At 67.9% G+C, this 20,724-nt stretch carries 23 protein-coding genes; 2 read left to right on the top strand and 21 right to left on the bottom strand.

The genetic code is table 11. The annotated features are described in order from the left end of the window. Nucleotides 1-976: Hpt domain-containing protein (locus IE191_RS08485; RefSeq protein ID WP_191323936.1), on the bottom strand; the 976-nt coding region annotated here is incomplete at its 3' end. Further along, complete coding sequence (locus IE191_RS08480; protein ID WP_191323935.1) at nt 973-1,233, bottom strand: STAS domain-containing protein; 261 nt, start codon at nt 1,231-1,233, stop codon at nt 973-975. The genes IE191_RS08480 and IE191_RS08485, both read right to left, overlap by 4 nt. Nucleotides 1,234-1,504: 271 nt before the next feature. Between IE191_RS08480 and IE191_RS08475 the strand changes: the two genes are divergently transcribed. Beyond that, a complete protein-coding gene (locus IE191_RS08475) occupies nt 1,505-2,545 on the top strand; it encodes a chemotaxis protein CheB (RefSeq protein ID WP_191323934.1) in 1,041 nt (346 codons plus the stop codon). Between the two features lie 236 nt (nt 2,546-2,781). On the opposite strand, the gene IE191_RS08470 is transcribed toward IE191_RS08475, so the two are convergent. The 18 genes from IE191_RS08470 to IE191_RS08385 all read right to left on the bottom strand — a co-directional run bounded on the left by IE191_RS08470 (nt 2,782) and on the right by IE191_RS08385 (nt 18,652). Next, nucleotides 2,782-3,153, bottom strand: coding sequence for a flagellar export chaperone FliS (locus IE191_RS08470; RefSeq protein WP_191323933.1), 372 nt, complete (start codon nt 3,151-3,153; stop codon nt 2,782-2,784). A gap of 1 nt (nt 3,154) precedes the next feature. Further along, nucleotides 3,155-4,618 (bottom strand): flagellar filament capping protein FliD, encoded by a 1,464-nt coding sequence (gene fliD, locus IE191_RS08465; RefSeq protein ID WP_191323932.1) that lies wholly within the window; start codon nt 4,616-4,618, stop codon nt 3,155-3,157. 43 nt (nt 4,619-4,661) lie between these two features. Continuing rightward, entirely contained in the window at nt 4,662-5,819 is a 1,158-nt protein-coding gene (locus IE191_RS08460; protein ID WP_191323931.1) for an EscU/YscU/HrcU family type III secretion system export apparatus switch protein, read from the bottom strand. A gap of 4 nt (nt 5,820-5,823) precedes the next feature. Beyond that, nucleotides 5,824-6,606 carry a flagellar biosynthetic protein FliR gene (gene fliR, locus IE191_RS08455; protein ID WP_191323930.1) on the bottom strand — a complete coding sequence of 261 codons (783 nt, stop codon included), beginning with the start codon at nt 6,604-6,606 and terminating at the stop codon, nt 5,824-5,826. Nucleotides 6,607-6,608: 2 nt separating this feature from the next. Then, nucleotides 6,609-6,881, bottom strand: coding sequence for a flagellar biosynthetic protein FliQ (locus IE191_RS08450; protein WP_191323929.1), 273 nt, complete (start codon nt 6,879-6,881; stop codon nt 6,609-6,611). A 13-nt stretch (nt 6,882-6,894) separates the two neighbouring features. Continuing rightward, the gene (gene fliP, locus IE191_RS08445) at nt 6,895-7,719 is read right to left on the bottom strand and encodes a flagellar type III secretion system pore protein FliP (protein WP_373299270.1); all 825 of its coding nucleotides are present in this window, start codon (nt 7,717-7,719) and stop codon (nt 6,895-6,897) included. 110 nt (nt 7,720-7,829) lie between these two features. Then, a complete protein-coding gene (locus tag IE191_RS08440) occupies nt 7,830-8,102 on the bottom strand; it encodes a flagellar biosynthetic protein FliO (protein ID WP_191323928.1) in 273 nt (90 codons plus the stop codon). After that, nucleotides 8,102-8,377 (bottom strand): flagellar motor switch protein FliN, encoded by a 276-nt coding sequence (gene fliN / locus IE191_RS08435; protein ID WP_169473365.1) that lies wholly within the window; start codon nt 8,375-8,377, stop codon nt 8,102-8,104. Before fliN ends, IE191_RS08440 begins: the two co-directional genes overlap by 1 nt. 25 nt (nt 8,378-8,402) lie before the next feature. Beyond that, nucleotides 8,403-9,308 carry a FliM/FliN family flagellar motor switch protein gene (locus tag IE191_RS08430; protein ID WP_191323927.1) on the bottom strand — a complete coding sequence of 302 codons (906 nt, stop codon included), beginning with the start codon at nt 9,306-9,308 and terminating at the stop codon, nt 8,403-8,405. A gap of 34 nt (nt 9,309-9,342) precedes the next feature. Next, nucleotides 9,343-9,942 carry a flagellar basal body-associated FliL family protein gene (locus tag IE191_RS08425; RefSeq protein ID WP_191323926.1) on the bottom strand — a complete coding sequence of 200 codons (600 nt, stop codon included), beginning with the start codon at nt 9,940-9,942 and terminating at the stop codon, nt 9,343-9,345. 49 nt (nt 9,943-9,991) lie between these two features. Beyond that, complete coding sequence (locus tag IE191_RS08420) at nt 9,992-11,755, bottom strand: hypothetical protein (protein ID WP_191323925.1); 1,764 nt, start codon at nt 11,753-11,755, stop codon at nt 9,992-9,994. A 38-nt stretch (nt 11,756-11,793) separates the two neighbouring features. Continuing rightward, complete coding sequence (locus tag IE191_RS08415; protein WP_191323924.1) at nt 11,794-12,273, bottom strand: hypothetical protein; 480 nt, start codon at nt 12,271-12,273, stop codon at nt 11,794-11,796. 7 nt (nt 12,274-12,280) lie between these two features. Then, entirely contained in the window at nt 12,281-13,603 is a 1,323-nt protein-coding gene (locus IE191_RS08410; RefSeq protein ID WP_191323923.1) for a FliI/YscN family ATPase, read from the bottom strand. A 23-nt stretch (nt 13,604-13,626) separates the two neighbouring features. Beyond that, a complete protein-coding gene (locus IE191_RS08405) occupies nt 13,627-14,259 on the bottom strand; it encodes a FliH/SctL family protein (RefSeq protein ID WP_229815194.1) in 633 nt (210 codons plus the stop codon). Next, on the bottom strand, nt 14,246-15,259 hold the full coding sequence (fliG, locus tag IE191_RS08400; RefSeq protein ID WP_191323922.1) for a flagellar motor switch protein FliG: 1,014 nt from the start codon (nt 15,257-15,259) through the stop codon (nt 14,246-14,248). The genes IE191_RS08405 and fliG overlap by 14 nt, the downstream gene beginning before the upstream one ends. 1 nt (nt 15,260) lies before the next feature. Beyond that, nucleotides 15,261-17,012, bottom strand: coding sequence for a flagellar basal-body MS-ring/collar protein FliF (gene fliF, locus IE191_RS08395; protein ID WP_191323921.1), 1,752 nt, complete (start codon nt 17,010-17,012; stop codon nt 15,261-15,263). 3 nt (nt 17,013-17,015) lie between these two features. Next, complete coding sequence (gene fliE, locus IE191_RS08390) at nt 17,016-17,378, bottom strand: flagellar hook-basal body complex protein FliE (protein WP_191323920.1); 363 nt, start codon at nt 17,376-17,378, stop codon at nt 17,016-17,018. Further along, a complete protein-coding gene (locus IE191_RS08385) occupies nt 17,375-18,652 on the bottom strand; it encodes a sigma-54 interaction domain-containing protein (protein ID WP_373299269.1) in 1,278 nt (425 codons plus the stop codon). Before IE191_RS08385 ends, fliE begins: the two co-directional genes overlap by 4 nt. Nucleotides 18,653-18,896: 244 nt before the next feature. Between IE191_RS08385 and IE191_RS08380 the strand changes: the two genes are divergently transcribed. After that, nucleotides 18,897-19,826 carry a flagellin N-terminal helical domain-containing protein gene (locus IE191_RS08380; protein WP_191323919.1) on the top strand — a complete coding sequence of 310 codons (930 nt, stop codon included), beginning with the start codon at nt 18,897-18,899 and terminating at the stop codon, nt 19,824-19,826. Between the two features lie 88 nt (nt 19,827-19,914). Here the strand turns inward: IE191_RS08380 and IE191_RS08375 are convergent, their stop codons facing one another. Further along, nucleotides 19,915-20,553, bottom strand: a complete 639-nt coding sequence (locus IE191_RS08375) for a TetR/AcrR family transcriptional regulator (protein WP_191323918.1) — start codon at nt 20,551-20,553, stop codon at nt 19,915-19,917. Nucleotides 20,554-20,724 lie beyond the last annotated feature (171 nt).

Below are 20,724 nucleotides of genomic sequence, written 5' to 3'. Positions count from 1 at the left end.
CTGCGGGCGCAACCGGGGCAGGTGGCGCTTCGGCTGCCGGCGCGGCCGCCGGCGCAGCGGCGGCCGGGGCCGGTGCGGGTGTGGCCGGGGGCGTTGGCGTGGCCGCCGCAGCGGGTGCCGGCGGCGGCGTGGCGGCAGGCAGGCGCACGGCCGGCATGGTTGCCTCCGGCCCGATCGCGATCTCGCAATCGTCGCCCACGAAATCGAAGATATCGCGCACCGATGCTTCATCGACGGCGGGCGGAATGCGGAAGGTCCAGCCCAGATAGCCGACACCGGGATCGAGCACGTCGAGATGCGGTATCGCGCTGACATCGCATTCCACGCAGGTGCCGCCCAGTTCCAGCACTTCGCGCAGCATCAGCATCGGCTCGCTGCCATTGCGCATGGCGCCGGCGTGCGGGCGGATCTTGACGATCCAGCTTGCCGCTTCCTCCGCCTTGTCGCTGGCAGCCATGGACCCGGCGATGCTGTCGAGCATCGAATCGAAATCGAGGCCCATGTCATCGTCAAAGCCGCTGCTCGCCGCCGGGGCAGGCTCTGCCGCTGGGGCCGGCTCAGGCGCCGTCGGGGCGGCATGCGCGCCGCCGCCGCCCGCGTTGGCGGCCATCGCGGCGGTCAGCTCGGCCTGGAGCGCGGCGTCGTCCGGCGTCTCGCCCTGGCCGCGCGCGGCCATGACATGGTCGCTCAGCGTATCGAGCGCGCGCAGCAGCAGGTCGATCAGTGGCTCGGTGATCGGCACGGTGCCGTCGCGCACGTCGGACAGCAGGGTTTCAAACGTGTGGGTATAGCCCTGCAGGGCGATGAAGCCGAACGCCCCGGCGCCGCCCTTGATCGAGTGGACGCCACGGAACACCGCGTTGACGGTATCGGCATCCTGGGTGCCTTCCTTGCAGGCGGCCAGGCCCTGTTCGGCCGCGGCCAGCGATTCTTCGCACTCGGCGAAGAAGATGGCCTGGATTTCCTCGGCGTTCATGCGTGCGCTCCATCGAACAGTTCGGCTTCCAGCCCGATCTGGCGGGCCGCTTCGCGCAGGGCGGGCGAGGGATCGATCACCGCGCCGTCACCACTGCGACGCGCGCTGACCAGCACCTGGAACATGGCCTGGCCCACGTGGGTGCAGGCCGTGCCGTCGATCTGCATCGCGCCGGCGCCCAGCGCGGCAATCAGTTCGGGCAACAGCGCCTCGGCAGCCGCCCGGTCGCAGCGCGGTGGCAGGGTGATCGTGGGCATCGCGTCGGTTTCCCCTCGATAACGCAAGGACATCTTCATCGGCCGCAGCGTGGGGCGAATCGGGCCTGGGCCAAGGGTTTGGCGCGGGCCGTGGCGACACGGTGGCGGGCGTTCGACAAAGGCTTAGCGAGAATGGGGAAAGGCGCGCTTTCCGCCGACTTAGGGTGAGATACCTAGGGACGCGGATGGAATTTGCACTGGCCTGCTTGGCTAAGGAAGGTCTTGCAGATGGCGCCGGGCAGTTGGCGCCCAGACGAAGGTTTCACGATCCATGCACGAAGCTCGCGTTCTTGTGGTGGACGATTCGGCGGCGATGCGCGCGCTGTTTTCGGACATCCTCGACCAGACCAAGAATGTCGTCGTCGTCGGCGCCGCCTCCAGCGCAGCCGATGCGCGTGACCGCATCGCGGATCTCAAGCCCAACGTGATCACCCTGGATGTGGAGATGCCCGGGATGAGCGGCATCGAGTTCCTGGAAGAACTGATGGGCAGCAATCCCCTGCCGGTGGTGATGCTCTCCAGCTTGACGCAAGCCGGCACCGAAACCTCGCTCAAGGCGTTCGAGCTGGGCGCGGTGGAATGCTTCCCCAAACCGCTCAAGGCCACGCCCGAACAGTTCGCCAAGACCGTGGGCAAGCTGGGCAAGATCGTGCTGGCCGCGGCCAACAGCAACGTGCGTGACCGTTCCAAGCTTCAAGCCAAGCGTGAAGCGGCAGCGGCCGAAGCGCCCAAGTTTTCCTGGAACGGCCGCTTCGTGGCGTTCAGCGCCTCGATGGGCGGGATTGACGCGCTGACGACGATCCTGTCGGATTGGCCCGATGAATGCCCGCCCACGGTGATCTGCCTGCAAACCGAACCGATGCTGGCCGAAACCTTCATCAAGCGGCTGGACACCGATCTGGGGTGCAGCGTGAAGATCGCCCGCGACGGCGCCGCGCTGACCCAGGGCACGATCCACATCGCCGCCGATCCCGAGCGTCACGTGGTGATCGAGCCGGGCCAGCCGCCCAAGATCCGCCTGATGGAACGCGAACCGGTGGAAGGATCGCGCCCGTCTGCCAACCTGCTCTATGGCTCCATCGCGCGCGCCGGCATCCCGGCAGTGGGCGCGGTGCTGACCGGCATGGGCAACGATGGCGCCAAGGGCCTCAAGCTGCTGCACGACAGCGGCATGGACACGATCGTGCAGGATCCCAAGAGCGCGCTGGTGAGCGAGGCGCCCCAGGCCGCGATTGAACTGGGCGCGGCCGGCCGGCAGGTTTCGCTCGACGATCTGGGCGCTGCGGTGATCGGGTTGTGCAACCAGAGCTGATCCTGCCTGTTTTCTCCTCCTGAACCTGGTCTTTCGCACTTTCCGGTTCTCCTCCCGGGCCCCTCCCACGGGAAAAGCCGGACGATCCGCCCCCGGACCCGTCCGGCTCTGGCCCGGCGCTGCGTGCCCCCGCAGCGCCGGGCTTTTGCTTGGCTGCGGCAAGCGACAGACACAAAAAGGCCCGGTGTCGCGTACCTGCGGCACCGGGCTTTGCAGCATCGGGTGTGGGCCAGGCTTCAGTGGCCCATCATGGCCTGGCGGATTTCCAGGAAGTCCTTGCGGATGGTTTCCATCTTGGCCCCGTCGAAGCGCAGCGCGCTGTCGAGCACGGTGCGCCGCGCCGACTGGTAGAGCTGGATCAGCGCCGGGCCGGCGGGGGACTGGCTGTCCACCCCCATCTGCAAGGCGGTGAGGGCGGACACCGCGCGGGTGAGGGCCGCGCTCTTGGCGGCATTGTCCCCGGTCTTTTCCGCATAGATCGCGCGGCCGAGCGAGCCGGCGACCTGTTCGAGGCACAGATCGACCAACTGGCGCGGACTGGCGCCATGCACCCGCGCTTCAAAATCGACGCGGCGATAGGCTTCGCTGGGATCGCGGGGATAGCGCATGTCAGCTGCTCTTGTTGTTCCACGCCGTGATCTGGTTGGTCAGGAACGTCAGCGTCGACTGCGAGCTGGAAACGGCCGTTGCCAGCGCGGCATAGCGCGTGACCAACTGGGTGCGCAGCGTTTCCTGCTTGGTCTGGAGATCGGAAAGCTGCGTGGCCAGGGTGGTCTGCTTGGTGTTGAGCGCCGCGATGACCCCGCCGAGCGAGCCCGGATCGGCCGTGGATGCCACCGAGCGGGAAATGCCGTCGAACGTGGCGTAGACGCCATAGAGTCCGTTGGTGAACATGGCGGACACGCCATCCGGGCTTTTCGCCAGAGTCTTGCTCAAGACGTCGGTGTCCAGGCTGAACGTGCCGTCGCGGTTGATCTTGAGGCCGAGGTCGCTGAGCGTGCTGGGCTGCCCGGCCGCGGCATTGGGCATCACCACTTTGCTGGCCAGCGTGGTCAGCGTCTGGCGCAGCGAACGCGCGCCGGCGTTGTTGTTGAGCGAGCCGCTGGTCGCATCCGTGTCGGTCGTCAGCGTGCTGACGACCTGGTTGAGCGCATCGACAAGGTCGGTCATCGCCGTCTGGATCGCGCTCGACGGATCGGAAAAGCCGATCGTGGTGGGCGATCCGGCATTGGTGCCGGTCAGCTTGAGCGTGAGCCCCGGCGCGGCATCGGTGATGGTGTTGGAGGTGGAGGTGCGGGCCACGCCATCGAGCGTATAGGCCGCATCGGTGGCGGTGGACTTGAGCCGGGTGGCGTCGCTGGCGGGCGTCCAGGCAAAGGTGGACAAGGTGGTATCGCCATCGGCCGGCGTGGTTTCGATCTGGAAACCGTTGGCCGCGCCATCGGCGCCCTTGATCACCAGTTGCGCGCCGCCCGATCCGGTGGCGACATAGGCCGAGACGCCGGCGCCGGCGGCGTTGATCTTCTGCGCCAGGGTGGTCAGCGTATCGCTGCTGGTCAGCGTGATATCGACCTGGCTGCGGCTGGCATCGGCGGTGAAGGCGCCGCTCGCCACGGTGCCGAAGCGCAGCGTGAACGTGCCCGATCCCACCGCGCTGGCGGCAGAGGCCAGAGTGGGGCTGACCAGCGTCTGCCCTTTGGCAAGCTGCGTCACTTCCAGGGTGGACGTGCCGCTGCCGGCGAACGTGCCTTTGGAAACCGTGGCCACGGCGCTGTTGGTGATCGTGGGGGTCACCGCCAGATCGCCTTCGCGCACCCGCGTGCCGAGCGAGGAGGCCAGCGAGCTGAGCATCGATTTCAGCGTCGAGGCATCGGAAATCTGCGTGGTGATCTTGTTCTGCTTGGCCGTGACTGCATCGATCCGCGCGGCATATTGCGCGGCCGAGAGCTGCTCGGCCAGGCCCGAGCTGTCGATCGTGGAACTGCCCAGCGACGCCAGCAGCTTGGCCGTGGCCGAGGACGACGAGGTGGCCGACGTGGTGGACGTCGACGAGGTCGATGAGGTCGTGGTCATACCGCCAAGAACGGCAGGAGCTTGAGGGATTTAAGAGAGAAGATCAGTGCGTCACCGCTTCGGGGCGGCCATCGGCATCGAAGCGCAGGCTGACCGGCACGTTGACACGCGGCGCCGGCGGGGTTTCGCCGCGCTTGAGCGAGAGGACGAAGGCGAGGATTGCGGCGACCGGGCCATACAGCTCTTCGCGGATCACCTGGCGTTCGCGCGTGGTGTAATAGACCGAGCGGGCCAGCGCCGGATATTCCAGCGTCGGCACGGCGAGTTCGGCGGCCAGTTCGCGCATCGCCAGCGCCTTTTCCCCGCGCCCCTTGGCCAGCACGATCGGTGCCGAGGCAATCGCCGGGTCATAGGCCATGGCCACGGCAAAGTGGGTGGGGTTGGTGATCACGAACTGCGCGTCGCGCATCGCCTTGTTCACCCCGGCCATGGCGATTTCGCGCTGGCGGCTGCGAATGGCGGATTTCTTCTCGGGGGAGCCTTCGCTCTCCTTCGTTTCGTCGCGGATTTCCTGAAGGCTCATGCGCAGGCGCAGGAAGCGGCGGATGAACTGCATGGGAAAGTCGATCAGCGCGATCAGCACCAGGCCCGAGGCCAGCAGCACCAGCAGCGAGAGCATCGCGTCCCAGGCATAGGAAAGCTGGCCCGCCAGCGCGCCCTGCGTAATCTGCCCGCCACCCAGGCCGACCAGCGCCGCCACCCGGCCGCGCAGCCAGAACCAGGCCATCGCGCCCAGAAGCGTCACTTTGGCCAGGCCCTTGCCCAGCTCGATCAGACCCTGGATGCCGAACATCCGCGCCAGGCCCTTGCCCGGATCGAGCCGCGATCCTTTGGGCGCCAGGTTGCCCATGTTCCACCGCCCGGACGAGAACGCCAGTTGCGAGACCAGCGCCACGGCCATCAGGCCGACGCCGAGCAGGAGCACCGGCGGGAGCACGTCCATCAGCGCGCGCGCGATGCGCTGGCCCGGATCGAAATGATCGAGTGTGTCGCGATCCCAGGCAAAGCCGCTGCGCGTGACCTGGCCAAGCTGGGCCAGCAGCCAGGGCCCGGCCAGCCACAGCCAGGCAATGCCGGCAAAGACGCCCGCCGCCGTGCCCAGCTCGCGCGAGCGCAGGACATCGCCGTTCCGCGCCGCGTCGCGTTTGCGTTTTTCGGTTGGGGCGAATGTCTTTTCGCCGCTGCCTTCGCCCTCGGCCATGGCGCTATTTCACCAACAGGGCCTGGGCCTGCCCCAGGCCGAGCGCGACCAGATCGGTCAGCGCGTCGTCGAGCAGCGGGGCCGAGGCGATCAGCGCGGCGATGCCGCCGAGCACGCCCATCGGCAGGCCGAGCGCGAAGATGTTGAGGCTGGGCGCCGAGCGCGCCAGCACGCCGAAGGTGAGCTGCACCAGCAGCAGGAGCAGCACGACCGGCAGGGCGATGGCCAGCGCGGACACGAACATCTGCGTGCCGAAGCTGGCGATCAGGCCCATGCGATCGGGGGTGAACCATCCGCCGCCGGGGGGAAAGGCGCGATAGCTTTCCACCAGCAGCGAAAACCATTGCAGATGAGCGCCCAGGCCCAGGAAAATGACCGTGAGCAGCACGGCGAAGTATTGCCCGAGTGCCGGGGAGTGCGCGCCCGATACCGGATCGGCCGCCGTGGCGATGCTCATGCCCATGCTCGCCCCGATCATTTCGGCCGCGATCATCGGCGCGGCAAAGGCGAATTGCAGCACGAAGCCGAGCGCCAGCCCGATCACCACTTCGCCGGCGGTATCGAGCAGGCCGGGCAGCGAGAACAGCGCGGCGGGCGCAGCAATCGTGGTCCAGTTGCACAGCATCACCGCCAGGCCGCCGGCGAGCACCACGCGCACTTGCGCCGGCACTTGCAGGCTGCCGAACAGCGGCACGGCAAACAGCGCCGCACCACAGCGCGTCATGAGGAACACCATGCGCCAGAATTCGGCTTCCAGTGGGCCGAAGCCGAAATTCATCTGGATCATCGCTATTGCCCCGTGGCCGCGATCTGGGCGAACACGTCTTTCATGAAATCGCCGATCAGGCCGAGCATCGCCCCGCCGAGCAGGACCATGATCAGCGCGGTCACCGCCAGCTTGGGCACGAAGGTGAGCGTCTGTTCGTTGACCGAAGTCGCCGCCTGGATGATCCCGACAACGAGACCGACGGCGAGGCTGGCCAGCAGCACCGGCGCCGCGACCAGCGCGGTGATCCACAGCATGCGATCGGCGAGGGCGAGCAGGGATGCCATGTCGTCCATGGGTATGCGCCCCCTAGCCGAAGCTCGAGGCCAGGCTGCCCATCAGCAGCGCCCAGCCATCGACCAGCACGAACAGCAAGAGCTTGAACGGCAGCGATACCACCGTGGGCGACATCATCATCATGCCCAGGCTCATCAGCACCGACGAGACCACCAGGTCGATCACCAGGAACGGCAGGAACAGCATGAAGCCGATCTGGAACGCGGTTTTCAGCTCGCTGGTGACAAAGGCGGGCAGCAGGATCGAGAACGGAATGTCGCGGCTGGCGGCATAGTGCGGCGCCTTGGCCATGTCGGTGAACATCAGCAGGTCGCGCTCGCGCGTCTGCCGCACCATGAAGGCGTGGAATTCCATGCCCGCCGTGCCGATCGCCTGCTGTGCGTTGATCTGCCCGGCCGAATAGGGCGTGATCGCCGTGGCGTTCACCCGATCGAGCGTGGGCGCCATCACGAACAGCGAAAGGAACAGCGACAGCCCGATCAGGATCTGGTTGGGCGGCGACTGTTGCAGACCCAGCGCGGTGCGCAGGATCGAGAGCACGACCAGGATGCGGGTGAAGCTGGTCATCATCAGGATCAGCGACGGCAGGATGGTGAGCAGCCCCATGATGAGCAGGAGCTGCAACGACAGCGACAGGCTGCCCTGGGACTGCGCCCCGGCAATCTGGCTGAACGCGCGATCGAGCGCGCCGGGGATGGCCGTCTGGCCCGGCGCACTTTGCGCCAGGGCCGGGGTGGGGAGGAGCAGCAGGGCGAGCAGGATGCTCCCCCTCCTCTTCAGAGGAGGGGGCTGGGGGGTGGTGGAGGCCTGAGGCGGCGGTACAAGGGTTCGCACCACCCCCAAACCCCCTCCTCTGAAGAGGAGGGGGCTTTTGCAGCCCTTCTTCTCCCCCTCCTCTTCAGAGGAGGGGGTCGGGGGGTGGTGCGGGGCCACAAGCGACATCGCGGTCACGCCACGTCCTCCCGCTTGCGCGCCGGCGCTTCGGCCAGGCGGACCAGGCCGTTCCTGGACGTGGAGACCAGGATCTCGCGATCATGGAACTCGATCACCGCCAGGCGCAGCGTGGGCGACAGCATCTGGGTTTCCACCACCTTGACCGTGCGCGGGCCGGTGGTGGTGCCGAACTTGCCCTCGAACCGCTTGGCCAGGCGCAGCGATCCCCAGGCCAGGCCGCCGATCAGCGGCAGCACGACCATCAGCTTGAGAATGTACCACAGCATCACGCCACATCCTTGCGCGGGGCGTTTTCGGTGCCGGCCAGTTCGACGATGCGCAGGCCGAAGCGATCGCCCTGCGCCACCACTTCGCCGCGCGCGATCAGCTTGCCGTTGACCATGACGTCGAGCAGTTCGTCGGTCAGCCGGTCGAGCATGACCACGCTTTCCTCGCCCAGCGCGAGCACGTCCTTGAGCTTCATCTCGGTTCGCCCGAGCTCGACGGTGAGGCGCACGTCGACATCCTTGAGGAAATCGAAGCCGCGCGGTTGAAAGGACATTGTGAAAACCCCCAACAAAGAAATTCTAGAAAACCTGTGAAAGCTGCACCGCCAGGCGATCGTCCACCGTGCCCACGGTGCCACGGCCGATGGCCTGCCCCCCGACGCAGAGCGGCACGGCCCGCGCCACCGGCACGGGCAGGATCTGCCCCACTTCCAGCGCGGAAATCGCCGCAAGCGGCAGGCGGATATCGACCAGCACCGCGCTGAGCGGCAGCGGCACGTCGGCAAAGGGTGCCTCGCGCGGATCGGCCGGGGCATGGTCGCCACTGGCCGGTGGGCGCTGCCCATTGGCAAAGAGCGTGGCCAGCGTGTCATAGGGAAAGGCCATTTCGATCGCCCAGGCCGGACGGCCGGGCTCGGTGACCGAAAAGACCAGCGCCACGATCGGCTCGTCATTGCCGAACGGGGCGAGGTGATCGATATTGCCCTCGCGCCGCAGCGGACGGATCGCGTCGGTGGTTTCGGCGCCCAGCGCGGCGGCCAGGCAGCCGGCGATCAGCCCTTCCAGGCGCTGCACCATCAACTGCGCCGAAAGCGGCAGTTCGCGCGGCAATTGCTGCGGCGCCACGCCCGCCCCGCCAAAGGCACGATCGACCAGCCGCAGCACCACTTCGCCCGCCACCATGCCCAGGATGCGGTCATTGGCCTGCCCGGCGCCGAACAGGGTGTAGGCGCCCAGGTTGCGATGGCCCATCACCTGCATCGTCGCGTAATCGGAATAGACCGTGCGTTCGGGCCGGCTGCATTCCACCAGCGGTTCCTCGCCGCCCAGCAGCCCGGCCAGCGCGCCGGCCATTTCGCGCGCCAGCCGCTCGGCCGCGCGGGTCAGTGCCGTGACCAGTTCCCCCTGGCTCGGCCCGGGGCGCAGCAGTTGCGCGCAGTGGTTCGCCACCACCCGCTCTGCCACGAATTCCCGTTCAGGCTTCATCGTCTTCGTTTCCCATTGCCCGTGGTGGTTGGCCTCACTGCACGATGAACTGCTTGAAATAGACGGCATCGACGCCGCCAAAGCCTTCGGTGTCGGTCAGCACCTTGTTGATCGCGGCGGTCATGCGCTGTTGCAGGCGCTGCTTGCCCTGGGTGGTTTCCACGTCGGTATCGGGCGTATCGGCCAGCACGGTGAGCAGGGCCGAGCGGATCGCCAGCTCGTGCTTCTTCATCCACATCACCACGCGATAGTCGCGGCGGGTGGATGCGGCGATCGAGGCCTGGATCAGCCGGTCGGAATCCTTGAGATTCGAGGTGAAATCGTCAGAGAACGAATAATAGATGGTGCGATATTCGCTGCCGCCTTCGCCTTCCACTTCCTTGGCACCGCCTTCGCCTTCGCCGCCTTCCTTGGCGACGGGGGCATAGGGGTCTTCCTCGCCCTTGCGGATCAGCTTGGGCTTGTTGTCTTCGTGGATGACCACTTGCGGGCCACCCAGGATGTGCATGGCGAACAGGGCATAGACCCCGCCACCACCCAGCGCGAGCGTGGCCACGACCACGCCGATGAGGACAACCGGCCCGCCCTTCTTCTTCTTGGGTGCGTCCTTGTCCTTTTCCTTCTTGTCGCTCATGCCGGTTCCTTGATCGTCAGATGGTCATTGGGCCTTGCGGGGCGCGCGATCACGCGAAGACGCCGCCCTGGCCGCTTTCGGATTCATCGCCAGGGCCGCCGCCGGTGCGGCTGGCCGGGCCGGAGCCCTCGGCCAGGGTCGGGCGGGGCGGCTGGCGCCCATCGCCGCCCTGGGATGGCGATTGCGATTGCGACTGGCCGGCAAAGGCCTGGCCGCTGAAGTTCTGGCTCCCCCCGCTTTGGTTACCCGTGCTCTGGTTACCGGTGTTCTGGCCGGGGGTGCCCTGATTGCCGGCGTTGCCCGTATCGGCGCGGCTGGCGGCCAGCACGGCCGGGGCAAAGCCGGGATCGGCGCTGGCCATCGTCACGGTCAGTCCATCGTCCTTCTGGCGGAATTCCAGATCGACGCGGCCGAACGTGCCGTGTGCCAACGTGGCGGCCACGGCGGCGCCCGGGCCTTCCTGGCGGGCGCGGGCCACGGCATCGACCAGCGCGGTCATCTGCGCGCCGGGAATGGCGGCAGTAGCCACGCTGGTCGCTGCGGCGGGGGCGGTCGGCAGTGCAGCCTGGCCGGGCGCGGCCATCGCCAGCGCCGGCGATGGCGCGGGAGCCGAACCGACGAGCGCAGCAACCTCTGCCACCGGATCGGACTTGGCGGCTTCGACCCGATCGGGGTTTGCCGCCACGGCGGGCGCCGTGATGACCGGCGCTGCCGGCGTGGCGACGGCAGCAGCGGCAATCCCCATATCCTGTGGCTGGCGCGCGGCGAGCACCTGCTGCATCGCCGTGGCGACAGGCGTTGGTGCAGCGATGGGCGACGGGGCCACTGCCTGCGCTGGTTCGTCCGTGTCGGGCAGCAGCGCTTGCGGCACCAGGGCGATCGGTGCGGCTTCTGCCGGGATGACCTGCGCTGCGGCGGCCGGGACAAGGCCCACAGCCGGCTGGCTGGCTGTCGCGTGCGCCGTGGTGGACGGCTTGCCGGCACTGGCCAGCGTGACCAGGCTGGGCTTCGGCGCCACCTGCGGCGCGGCAGGGTTCGGCGTGCCAGTGTTGGCGGCGGCAGGCTCTTGCGGCGTGGGCGATACGCTGGCCGCCAGCGCGGTGAGAGCAGCCGGGGCAGGAAGCGTGGCGAGCAGGGGCGGCAGGACGGGCGCGGCATTTGGCTCCGGCGCTTCGTTGCCTGTCTGCTCCGGCGCGGTGCCGTCGTCCGTCGGGGTTGGCGTGGGGGTGTCGTCGTCCGCCGCATCGACCGTGGGCGCGGCGTGGCGCAGGGCGAGCACGCTGGCCATCGCCACAGCGGCAACGGCCGGGCGCGCCGGTGTGGCGGCCGGTTCCGCTGCCTGTTCGGGGGCGGCCTGGACCGGTACGCCCGAAGGCTTGGTCATGGGCGAAACGGCAGGAGGCATGCTTGCCTCGGTCGTGAGCGGCAGCGAAGGCACTGCAACGGGCATCGCCGCGTTGACCGTGGCTGTGGCTGTAGTCGTGCCCGTGCCCGCAGTCGGCTCGACCGGCTGTGGCGGTGCGACAGGGTTGCCGCTTGCCGGCAGGATCTTGCCGGACTGCGGCAGGAAGCTGGCCGTGGCGGCAAGCGGAGCATCGCCCTGGGGTGGGGCAAGCGGCGTGGCCGCGAGCGCCGGGTCGGCACCCGGCACCGCGCCCGGCAGCAGGCTCGCGGCGGCATCGGCACTGCCGAGAAATGCCGCAAAAGTGCCGGTTTCACCGGGCTGTGCCACGCCGATGGCTGGCACGGCGAGTGCACCGGCGAGCCCGGTGGAGGCGGTTGAGGCGGCTGGGGAAGCGGCAATCGAAACCATCGCGGTGCAAGCTCCTGGGCGGGTTGAACACGGTTAATTCAAGACCCGTGCCAATCGCGCGAAGGGGGCGTAGGGGTGGTTTCGGATGCGGGGTCTTCCCGGTTGCGTGTGGCGCCCAGCGGGGTTCCCGCCTGGGCCTGCGCGCGGGCCAGCAGGCGCGCTTCGGCCGCGATGCGATCGGCCACGGCGGCGCGGCGGCGCTCGGCCGCAGCCACTTCGGCGGCGCGGGCATCGGCGATGCGGCGGGCGGTGTCGATCTCGCCGGCAGTGCTGCGCGCGATCTGCGCCAGCCCGGCACGAAACGCGCCAAGATGGGCCAGCGCGGCGCCGTCGCTGGCATCGGTGCGCGCGGCATAGCCCTGCGCCAGCGTATCGGTCCGTTCGGCCAGGTTCTGCAATTGCGCCAGGGTGCTTTCGGCCTGCCCTGCGGCGACCATGGCCTGGCGGTGGCCGATTGCGCGCAGCCGTTCCAGCCGGCGCAACCGCGCCAGCCGCTGCTGCTGGGCCTTGATCGACATGGAGTCCTCAGCCGCCCAGCAACTGGGTCAGTTGCGCGATGCAGGCATCCATCGGCACCACTTCGCGCGCGGGCTGCATCAGGAATTCGGCCAGTTGGGCATGCATGGCAATGGCCTGGTCCAGTTGCGGATCGGCACCCTGGCGATAGGCACCCATCAGCACGAGATCGCGGTTCGCCTCATAGGCGGCGACCAGCGCGCGGAACTGGCGGGCCAGGGCCTGGTGTGCGGGGCTGGTGATGTCGGTCATCACGCGGCTGAGCGAGGCGGGAATGTCGATCGCGGGATAGTGCCCGCGCTGCGCCAGATCGCGCGAGAGCACGATGTGCCCGTCGAGGATCGAGCGCGCGGTGTCGACCACCGGATCGTCCTGGTTGTCGCCATCGGCGAGCACGGTGTAGAGCCCGGTGATCGAGCCGCCGCTCGCCGCCGAATTGCCCGCGCGCTCCACCAGCTTGGTGATCGTGGCCAGCGCCGAGGGCGGATAGCCGCGCGCAGCGCCCGGCTCGCCCAACAGCAGGGCGATCTCGCGCCCGGCATGGGCCACGCGGGTGAGGCTGTCCATGATCAGCAGCACCCGGCGGCCCTGGGCGCGGAAATATTCGGCCAGCGCGGTGGCCATCATGGCGCCGCGAATGCGCAAGTTGGGCGCGTGATCGGCCGGCACGGCAATCACGGCGCTGTGCGCGCGCTTCGTTCCGGCCATGTGCCGTTCGACGAAATCCGACACTTCGCGCGCGCGTTCGCCGATCAGGCCGACGATGACGATCTCGGCCTGGGCACCATGCGCGATCATGTCGAGCAGTACCGACTTGCCCACGCCTGATCCGGCCATGATGCCGATGCGCTGGCCCACGCCGAAGGTGGTCAGCGCGTTGAGCGCGCGCACCCCGGTGTCGAACGACAGGCGCACCGGGCTGCGATCGAGCGCGCCCGCGCGCACGCCGCCGGCGGGCCATTCGGCATGGGTGGCCAGCGGCGGGCCGCCGTCGATCGGCTGGCCTTCGCCATCCACCGCACGGCCCAGGAACGCTTCGCCCACCGGCACCATGCCCGGCCGCCCTTCGGGTCGCACCCGCGCGCCCGGGCGCAGCAGCACCGGATCGCCCAGCAGCATCATCAGGCTGCGGCCATTGCGAAAGCCGATCACTTCGGCGGCAAGATCGCCGCGCCCGTGGGCGATGCGGCATTGCGTGCCGATGGGGACAGACAAGCCAGAGACTTCCAGCAAGCCGCCGTCGCACGCGCTCAGCCGGCCATAGCGGCGCGGCGCGAGATCGGGATGGGCCGTGGCCAGGCGGGCCAGCATGGGCAGGGCGGGGTGCAGCATCGGTGCAGCATCGCCAGGCGGGCTCAACATTGGCGAAGCGCTTCATCGAGCGCGCTGCGCCACTGCGCAGGGCCGTCTTCCACCCCGCCCATCGCGCCATCGACGCGCACCGCGCCGCGCTCCAGCGTGGAATCGGGTTCGCAGTGCCAGTCTTCGGGCAGGTGATGGCCGATCAGCGCCAGGTCTTCGGGATGGAGGCGGATCACGCGCGCGTCTTCGGCGCGGGCAAGCATCTGTGCGGCCCGTCGCACGCGGGTTTCCAGTGCGGCCGGATCGATCGCCACATCGCCCAGCACGCTGTCGCACAGCGCCAGCACGGTCTGGCGCAGGCGTTGCTCCAGCGCGTCCACTTGTGCGGCTTCCATCGTGCGCAGTGCACTGTCGAGGCGGTGGCGGGCGGCGTCCTGCGCGGCGGCTTGTGCCTGGGCCTGCGCTAGTGCTGCCTCGCGCCCTGCGGCAAAGCCTTCGGCGCGGGCGCGTTCGATCGGGTCCTCGCGTTCTGGCTCGGGCATGGCGGCAAAGTCTGGCGGGGGCGCCGCCGGGGTGCGGGCAAAGCGCGGGTCGAGCGTGAACCCCTGCGAGGCGGTAGGCACCGCCCCCCAACTGCGCAGCGCCTGGGCAGGTGCGGGAATGCGCAGCACGTCAGACATAGTCATCGTCACCCGAACCGAACACGATCACGCCTTCGGCCGAGAGGCGACGGGCCGCCGTGATCATCGCCTTTTGCGCTTCCACCACTTCGGCGCGCTTGAGGCGGCCACGCGCGGCGATCTCGTCGCGCACGCCGTCGGCGGCACGGCTCGACATGGCGCGGAAGAACACTTCGCGCTGCGGCTCCTCGATGCCCTTGAGCGCGGCGATCAGCGTGTCGCTGTCCACTTCGCGCAGCATGGCACCCATCGATTGCGGATCGAGCACGTAGAGATGCTCGAACTTGAACATCTCGTTCTCGATTTCCTTGGCCAGGGCTTTGTCCATCTTGGTGATTTCGGGCATGACCCGCTTTTCCACCGCCTTGGCTGCCGCATTGATGATCCCAGCCGCCTCGCGTGGGCCGCCCATGGTCAGCGCGGCGCGGCTGTGCACCGCCACGATGCGGCGGGTGAGCACTTCCTCCAGCATGACCAGCGCTTCGGCCGAAACCTTGCCCAGCGTAGCGACGCGATGGACCACCTGGCTCTGGATCGTTTCGGGCAAGCCATGCAGCACGGCGGCGGCCACTTCCGGATCGATCTGAACCAGCAGCACGGCGATCGCCTGCGGGTGCTCGTTCTTGACCAGCGGGATCAGCACTTCGGGATTGAGCCAGCGCGCCAGTTCGAGCGCGGAAGTATCCTGCGCCTGTTCGGGCGCGATGCGGTGCATCAGGTTGTCGGCCTTCACTTCGCCCACCGCGCGTGTCATCAACTCGCGCACCTGGCCCACGCGATCGTGCGCGGTCAGGCCCAGGCGTTCGGTGCGCTCGACAAAGCCGGTGATCGACTGGGCAATGGCCACCGGGCCGATTTCGCCGAGCGCGCACATCTTTTCACCGAGCGTGCGCAGTTCGCGGGGGTCGAGCTGCGCGAGCAGGTCGGCCGCCTGCTGGTCTTCCAGCAGCATGACCATGACCGCGGCCAGTTCGGGATCGGTGAGGGCGTCGAGTTCCTCTTCCATGTCACTGCGCGCCTTCCTCGGTCGGTTCCTTCAGCATCTGGCGCAGCACGGCCACGGCGCTGTCGGGCTTTTCCTGAACCAGCCGCTGCGCCAGGCCCACCTGGCGGCTGAGCAGTTCGGTATCGATCGCGCCGGTTTCATCCTGCGCCGGGGCCAGCATCGGCTTGATCACGCCGGTGGTCGGGCCAGGGCCGATGGTGCGGCTGGGGCGCGGCGTATCGGGATCGTCGGCCTCTGCGGCGTCGCCGTCCTCGTCGTCCTCGTCATCGGCGGCTGCGGCCTTGCCTTTCTTGCCCGCTCCCTTGCCGCCGGCTGCTGGCCCTTCGCGGCGCAGGGCCTTGATCAACGGGCGCACGCCGAGCAGCAGGGTGAGCAGCACGGCCAGCAAGGCCACGCCATTGCGCACGGCCATGGCGAACCAGGGCTGTTCATAGAACTTGGGTGGGGTGATGTCGGCCGGGTTGAACGCGCGCACGGCCACGGCCACCTGGTCTCCCCGGGTGGGATCGGCGCCCACGGCGGCGCTGACGAGTTGCTTGATCTGGTCGATCTCGGCCGGCTTGGCCTTGGCCAGCACCGCCGAAGACAGCGCCACGGCCACGGTCAGGCGGCGGATCTTGCCCGGTGTGTTGTTGGTGACGGCCACTTCGCGGCCCAGCTCATAGGTCTTGGACGAAGAGCTTTCACCATTGCCCGGCGCCGCGCCCGATGGCGTGGGCGAAGGCGTGCCCTGCGGCGCGCCGACAGCGGCAGAGGTCGGCGCCGGCGGCGTGTTGGAAAGCACGCCGGGCACGCCCACCGCGCCGTTGCCGGTGGTCTGCGAGGCGCTTTGCGTTTCGGTGCGGATCGCGCCCTGCTTGTCATAGCTTTCGCGCGCGGAGGTGACCTGGTCCATGTCCAGATCGACCTGCACTTCGCTGGAGAAATTGCCTTCACCCAGCATCGGGGTGAGCAGTTGGGAAATCTGTTCGCGCAGCTTGTCTTCCAGGCGGCCCTGGATTTCCAGGCGATCGGCATCGCCCGGCTTGGCGGCCGACAGCAGGCGGCCATGCTGGTCGATCACCTTGACGGCATCGATCGAGAGTTCCGGCACCGACCCAGCCACCAGGTTGACGATGGCCGAAACCTGGCTGGTGGCCAGTTGCCGCCCCTTGGCGAGGCGCACCATGACCGAGGCCGAGGGGGCCGTGTTGTCGCGCACGAACACCGATTTCTCGGGCTGGGCGAGGTGCACGCGCACGGCCTCGACCCCGTCGATCTGCATGATCGTGAGTTCCAGCTCGCGTTCGCGCGCGGCTTGCAGGCGCTGGCCTTCCATGGTGCGGCTGGCGCCCATTGGCAGCTTGTCGAGCATCTGCTCGCCGGTTTCGGGCGTGGCCACCGCGCCGTCGGAGGCCGCGACCATGCGCGCCTTGTAGAGGTCGTTTTCCCCCACCGTTATCGCGCCGGTGGAATTGTCGATGCGGTAGGCGATCGCCGCCTTGTCGAGCGCGGCGGTCACTTGCGCGCGCTCGGCATCGGACAGGTCGGAATAGAGCATGCGTTGCGGCGCCGGGGCCATGGTCAGCCACAGCAGGCCGGTCAGGCCAGCGGCGGTGAGGCCGCCGAACCACGGCAAGGCGCGGCGCAGCGGCGGCTGGCGCAGGAATGCGCCGAGGCGGGCGGGCATGGAGCCGCCGGCCGGATCGGTCAGCGGCGCCAGAAGCGAAGGTGGCGGGCTGCCACCGGCCCCCACGGGAACCAGATCGGCCATCTATCAGACCCCCATCCGCATGATGTCCTGGTAGGCGGTGAGCAGCTTGTTGCGCACCTGGAGCGTCGCCTCGAACGCCACGCCGGCTTCCTGGCGGGCCAGCATCACTTTGGCCACGTCCACCGTTTCGCCCTTTTCATAGGCCTGCGAGATACCCTCGGCCTTGGCCTGGGTGGCGTTGACGCTATCGAGCGCCGATTTCAGCGCATCGGTAAAGCCGCCCGCCGGGGTGCTGCCCGGAGCCGAAGTATCGGCATCGGGCGTGCGGATCTGTTGCAGCAGTTGCGAACGGTCGATGATCTGCTGGCGCATCGCCATGATCTGCTGGATGCCGCCACCGGCACCGATTCCACTGATCCCGCTCATCGCCGGCCTCCCGCAACGGCGATGCCGGCTTCACGGAAGCTGGCCAGGCGATAGCGCAGCGTGCGTTCGGAAATGCCGAGCTGGCGTGCGGCCGCCACGCGGCTGCCGCCACAGGCCTCGAGTGTGGCCAGGATCGCGCGCGCTTCGGAAAGCTGCACGATGTTGGACAGCTTGCCGCCCTGCGGGCTGCGCACTTCGGCCAGCGCAGCATCGCTGGCGGCGCTGCGCGCGGGGCGATCGAACACGATGTGCTCAGGGCCGATTTCGGGCTGGTTGCCGGCCAGCAGCAGGGCGCGGCGCACCACGTTTTCCAGTTCGCGCACATTGCCCGGCCAGCCATGGCAGGTGAGCATGGCCAGCGCCGCGTCCGACAGCCAGGGCAGCGGCCGATCCGCTGCGGCGTGGCGCATCATCAGGGCAAAGGCCAGCGGGGCGATATCGTCGGGCCGTTCGGCCAGGGCGCGCAGGGTGAGCGGGAACACGTTGAGCCGGTAATAGAGATCGGCGCGGAACCGGCCCTGCTCCACTTCGGCGGGCAGATCGCGGTTGGCGCAGGCGATGATCCGCACGTCCACTTTCACCGGAGTCGTGGCGCCCAGCGGCACGACTTCGCCTTCCTGCAACGCGCGCAGCAGCTTGGCCTGGAGCGGCAGGGGCATTTCGGCGATTTCATCGAGCAGCAGGGTGCCGCCGTGCGCGGCGCGGAAAAAGCCTTCGCCCGCCGCGCTGGCGCCGGTGAAGGCGCCCTTCTGGTGGCCGAACAGCAGCGCTTCCAGCATGGTTTCGGGCATGGCGGCGCAGTTGACGGCGATGAACGGCTGGTCGGCGCGGGGGCTGGCGGCGTGGATGAACCGGCTGAGGACTTCCTTGCCGGTGCCGGTGGGGCCGTTGATCAGCACGGGGATGTCGCTGGCAGCGAGTCGTTCGGCCAGGGCCAGGATCGACAGGCTTTCCGGATCGGCGGCGATCGGCATGCCGGGCGCGGTGGCACAGGCAATGATCGCGGCCAGCGCGCTTTCCGACAGCGGATCGGCATAGCGCACGACGTGCCGCTTGCCATTGGCCATGCGGGCCAGCGCCGGCTGCGCGCCGCGTTCCAGCACGATCGCCGGGCGACGCGGATCGAGCGTGGCGACATCGGCGGTATCGGCCAGCACGGGCAACGACCCCATGCCGGGCGCATCGAGCACTGCGGCGGCGCGCATCACCAGCGCACCGTGGCGCCCTTGCGCTTGGCCGCTGATCGGCAACCTGTCGCCGCTTTGGCTGTTCATCACTTTGACCCCCGTCTTAACCATATCCACGAGGCTGTTTTTCGCGCGAAACCGTCAAATGGTTTAAAACTTTAAGATCAGCGGACCTGCTAAGGGCAAACCGCTAGGTCGCGCCGCCCTAAAACCCCCGCCCGGCAAGATTTTGCCCTTAAATTGCCGGCCATCCTGCCGGTCTTTGCCGTGCAGCCGGTCACTCCCTGGACTGGCGGCGATTGGGGTCTATCCCGAAAATCGGAGAAACATCATGGCGGTAATCAATACCAACGTCAGCGCCATCAAGGCAGCCAACGCCTCCAACTCGGCAGGCAAGCTGGCTTCGACGGCGATGGAGCGGCTTTCGACCGGCAAGCGAATCAACAGCGCCAAGGATGACGCTGCGGGCCTTGCCATTGCGACGACGATGACGGCGCAGATCACGGGCATGAGCCAGGCGGTGCGCAATTCCAACGACGGCATCTCGCTGGCGCAGACGGCCGAAGGTGCGCTGAGCGAAGTGACCAACATGCTCCAGCGCGTGCGCGAGCTGGCGGTCCAGTCGAAGTCCGACACCTACCAGACCTCTGACCGTGAAGCGATGCAGTCGGAAGTCTCGAACCTGACCAACCAGATCTCGGACGTGCTCAACAACACCAAGTTCAACGGCAACGCGGTGTTCAAGGTCGATGCCACGGCCACCGATTCCACTACCGACACCGACGGCGATGGCGTGACCGACCTGGTGCAGAATGCCAATACCGTGAAGATCCAGACTGGCGCTAACACCTCGGACACGGTGGACCTGGTGGTCAAGGCCTTTGCCGGCAAGACGTTCTTTGGCGATGATGGCGGCACCAACAACACCGCCTATTCCACGACCACGACCACGACCCAGGCGTTCGACGTTTCCGACACGGCCAAGGCATCGACCACGATCACCAATGTCGATGATGCGATCAAGCAGGTGAACGCCACCCGCGCCACGCTCGGCGCCGGCCAGAACCGTCTGGAATCGGTGGTCAACAACCTGAACGACAACATCACCAACCTGTCGGACGCGCGTTCGCGCATTCAGGATACCGACTACTCGGCCGAAACCACCCAGATGGCCAAGGCGCAGATCCTGGCCCAGGCTTCGACCGCGATGATCTCGCAGGCCAACCAGAACCAGCAGAACGTGCTGACCCTGCTGCGCTGATCGACTGTCGATATATCTGCTCTCCACGGTGCCGGCGATCCTGCAAGGGATCGCCGGTCATCGCGTTTGGGCAGCGAAAAGGTGTGGTTCAGCCCGCGAACAGCCCATGCGCAAAGATGCGGGCGGCATGGGCGGCGTGCCGGCGAATCGTTTCCGCATCAGGTGGCGCCATCACGCCGATCGCCACGCGCATGTGCAGTTTGCCGCGTACCATCCCCAGGAACTGATCGGCCGCCAGGCGCGGATCGCGCAGGGGCACACCGCGCTGGCGGGCCAGGCGATCGAGCACGATGGCGAGCATTGCGCCGGCGCGATCCGGCCCGCAGCGGAAAAACATGTCTGCCGCTTCCGGGAATTGCAGGCCGGCGGCGTGGACCATGCGATAGACATCGAGCGAGCGCTGGCCGCACAGCCCGGTGAGGAAGCGCGTACCGAAATCGGCCAGAATCGCTTCGGGATCGTCCGAATCAGCCTCTGCAAGCTGCTCAAGCGCGGCGAGCACCGCGCCGCAGCCGCGCATCAGCACGGCCTCGAACAACTGTTCCTTGGACGGAAAGTATTTGTAGAGCGTGGCCTTGGACCCGCCCAGCTCGGCCGCGATGGCTGACATCGACGTGGCGCCATAGCCCGTCTGCGTGAACACTTCCGTGGCCACGGCCAGGATGTTTTCGCGCCTTTCGTCGGGCGAGCAGCGTTTGAGTCTGCAATTGGACGGGTTAGTGACCATTCCGTACACATAGCTGTTGACAGGCGCAGTGCAAGGGCGCAGTCGGCGTTTAGTGACCGATCCGTACACGGTCTTGTTTCCCGATTTGCGTCAAAGGCCCTGCATGACTGCCTCCTTCGCCGGTCTTCTTCCCCGTGCGCCCTTTCTGCCGCTGGTGATTTCGCTGGCGGT

The sequence above is a fragment of the Novosphingobium pokkalii genome (genome assembly GCF_014652855.1).
Taxonomy (GTDB): Bacteria; Pseudomonadota; Alphaproteobacteria; order Sphingomonadales; family Sphingomonadaceae; genus Novosphingobium; species Novosphingobium pokkalii.
The sequence above is the reverse complement of the archived record's forward strand: the minus strand, read 5'-3'. Positions and strand labels throughout refer to the sequence as shown.

What these genes read in the sequence shown, in the direction of transcription:
- IE191_RS08480 (WP_191323935.1), bottom strand. Translation starts at nt 1,233, where the DNA reads ATGCCCACGATCACCCTGCCACCGCGCTGCGACCGGGCGGCTGCCGAG.
- IE191_RS08475 (WP_191323934.1), top strand. Translation starts at nt 1,505, where the DNA reads ATGCACGAAGCTCGCGTTCTTGTGGTGGACGATTCGGCGGCGATGCGC.
- IE191_RS08470 (WP_191323933.1), bottom strand. Translation starts at nt 3,153, where the DNA reads ATGCGCTATCCCCGCGATCCCAGCGAAGCCTATCGCCGCGTCGATTTT.
- fliD (WP_191323932.1), bottom strand. Translation starts at nt 4,618, where the DNA reads ATGACCACGACCTCATCGACCTCGTCGACGTCCACCACGTCGGCCACC.
- IE191_RS08460 (WP_191323931.1), bottom strand. Translation starts at nt 5,819, where the DNA reads ATGGCCGAGGGCGAAGGCAGCGGCGAAAAGACATTCGCCCCAACCGAA.
- fliR (WP_191323930.1), bottom strand. Translation starts at nt 6,606, where the DNA reads ATGATCCAGATGAATTTCGGCTTCGGCCCACTGGAAGCCGAATTCTGG.
- IE191_RS08450 (WP_191323929.1), bottom strand. Translation starts at nt 6,881, where the DNA reads ATGGACGACATGGCATCCCTGCTCGCCCTCGCCGATCGCATGCTGTGG.
- IE191_RS08440 (WP_191323928.1), bottom strand. Translation starts at nt 8,102, where the DNA reads ATGCTGTGGTACATTCTCAAGCTGATGGTCGTGCTGCCGCTGATCGGC.
- fliN (WP_169473365.1), bottom strand. Translation starts at nt 8,377, where the DNA reads ATGTCCTTTCAACCGCGCGGCTTCGATTTCCTCAAGGATGTCGACGTG.
- IE191_RS08430 (WP_191323927.1), bottom strand. Translation starts at nt 9,308, where the DNA reads ATGAAGCCTGAACGGGAATTCGTGGCAGAGCGGGTGGTGGCGAACCAC.
- IE191_RS08425 (WP_191323926.1), bottom strand. Translation starts at nt 9,942, where the DNA reads ATGAGCGACAAGAAGGAAAAGGACAAGGACGCACCCAAGAAGAAGAAG.
- IE191_RS08420 (WP_191323925.1), bottom strand. Translation starts at nt 11,755, where the DNA reads ATGGTTTCGATTGCCGCTTCCCCAGCCGCCTCAACCGCCTCCACCGGG.
- IE191_RS08415 (WP_191323924.1), bottom strand. Translation starts at nt 12,273, where the DNA reads ATGTCGATCAAGGCCCAGCAGCAGCGGCTGGCGCGGTTGCGCCGGCTG.
- IE191_RS08410 (WP_191323923.1), bottom strand. Translation starts at nt 13,603, where the DNA reads ATGCTGCACCCCGCCCTGCCCATGCTGGCCCGCCTGGCCACGGCCCAT.
- IE191_RS08405 (WP_229815194.1), bottom strand. Translation starts at nt 14,259, where the DNA reads ATGACTATGTCTGACGTGCTGCGCATTCCCGCACCTGCCCAGGCGCTG.
- fliG (WP_191323922.1), bottom strand. Translation starts at nt 15,259, where the DNA reads ATGGAAGAGGAACTCGACGCCCTCACCGATCCCGAACTGGCCGCGGTC.
- fliF (WP_191323921.1), bottom strand. Translation starts at nt 17,012, where the DNA reads ATGGCCGATCTGGTTCCCGTGGGGGCCGGTGGCAGCCCGCCACCTTCG.
- fliE (WP_191323920.1), bottom strand. Translation starts at nt 17,378, where the DNA reads ATGAGCGGGATCAGTGGAATCGGTGCCGGTGGCGGCATCCAGCAGATC.
- IE191_RS08385 (WP_373299269.1), bottom strand. Translation starts at nt 18,652, where the DNA reads ATGAACAGCCAAAGCGGCGACAGGTTGCCGATCAGCGGCCAAGCGCAA.
- IE191_RS08380 (WP_191323919.1), top strand. Translation starts at nt 18,897, where the DNA reads ATGGCGGTAATCAATACCAACGTCAGCGCCATCAAGGCAGCCAACGCC.
- IE191_RS08375 (WP_191323918.1), bottom strand. Translation starts at nt 20,553, where the DNA reads ATGGTCACTAACCCGTCCAATTGCAGACTCAAACGCTGCTCGCCCGAC.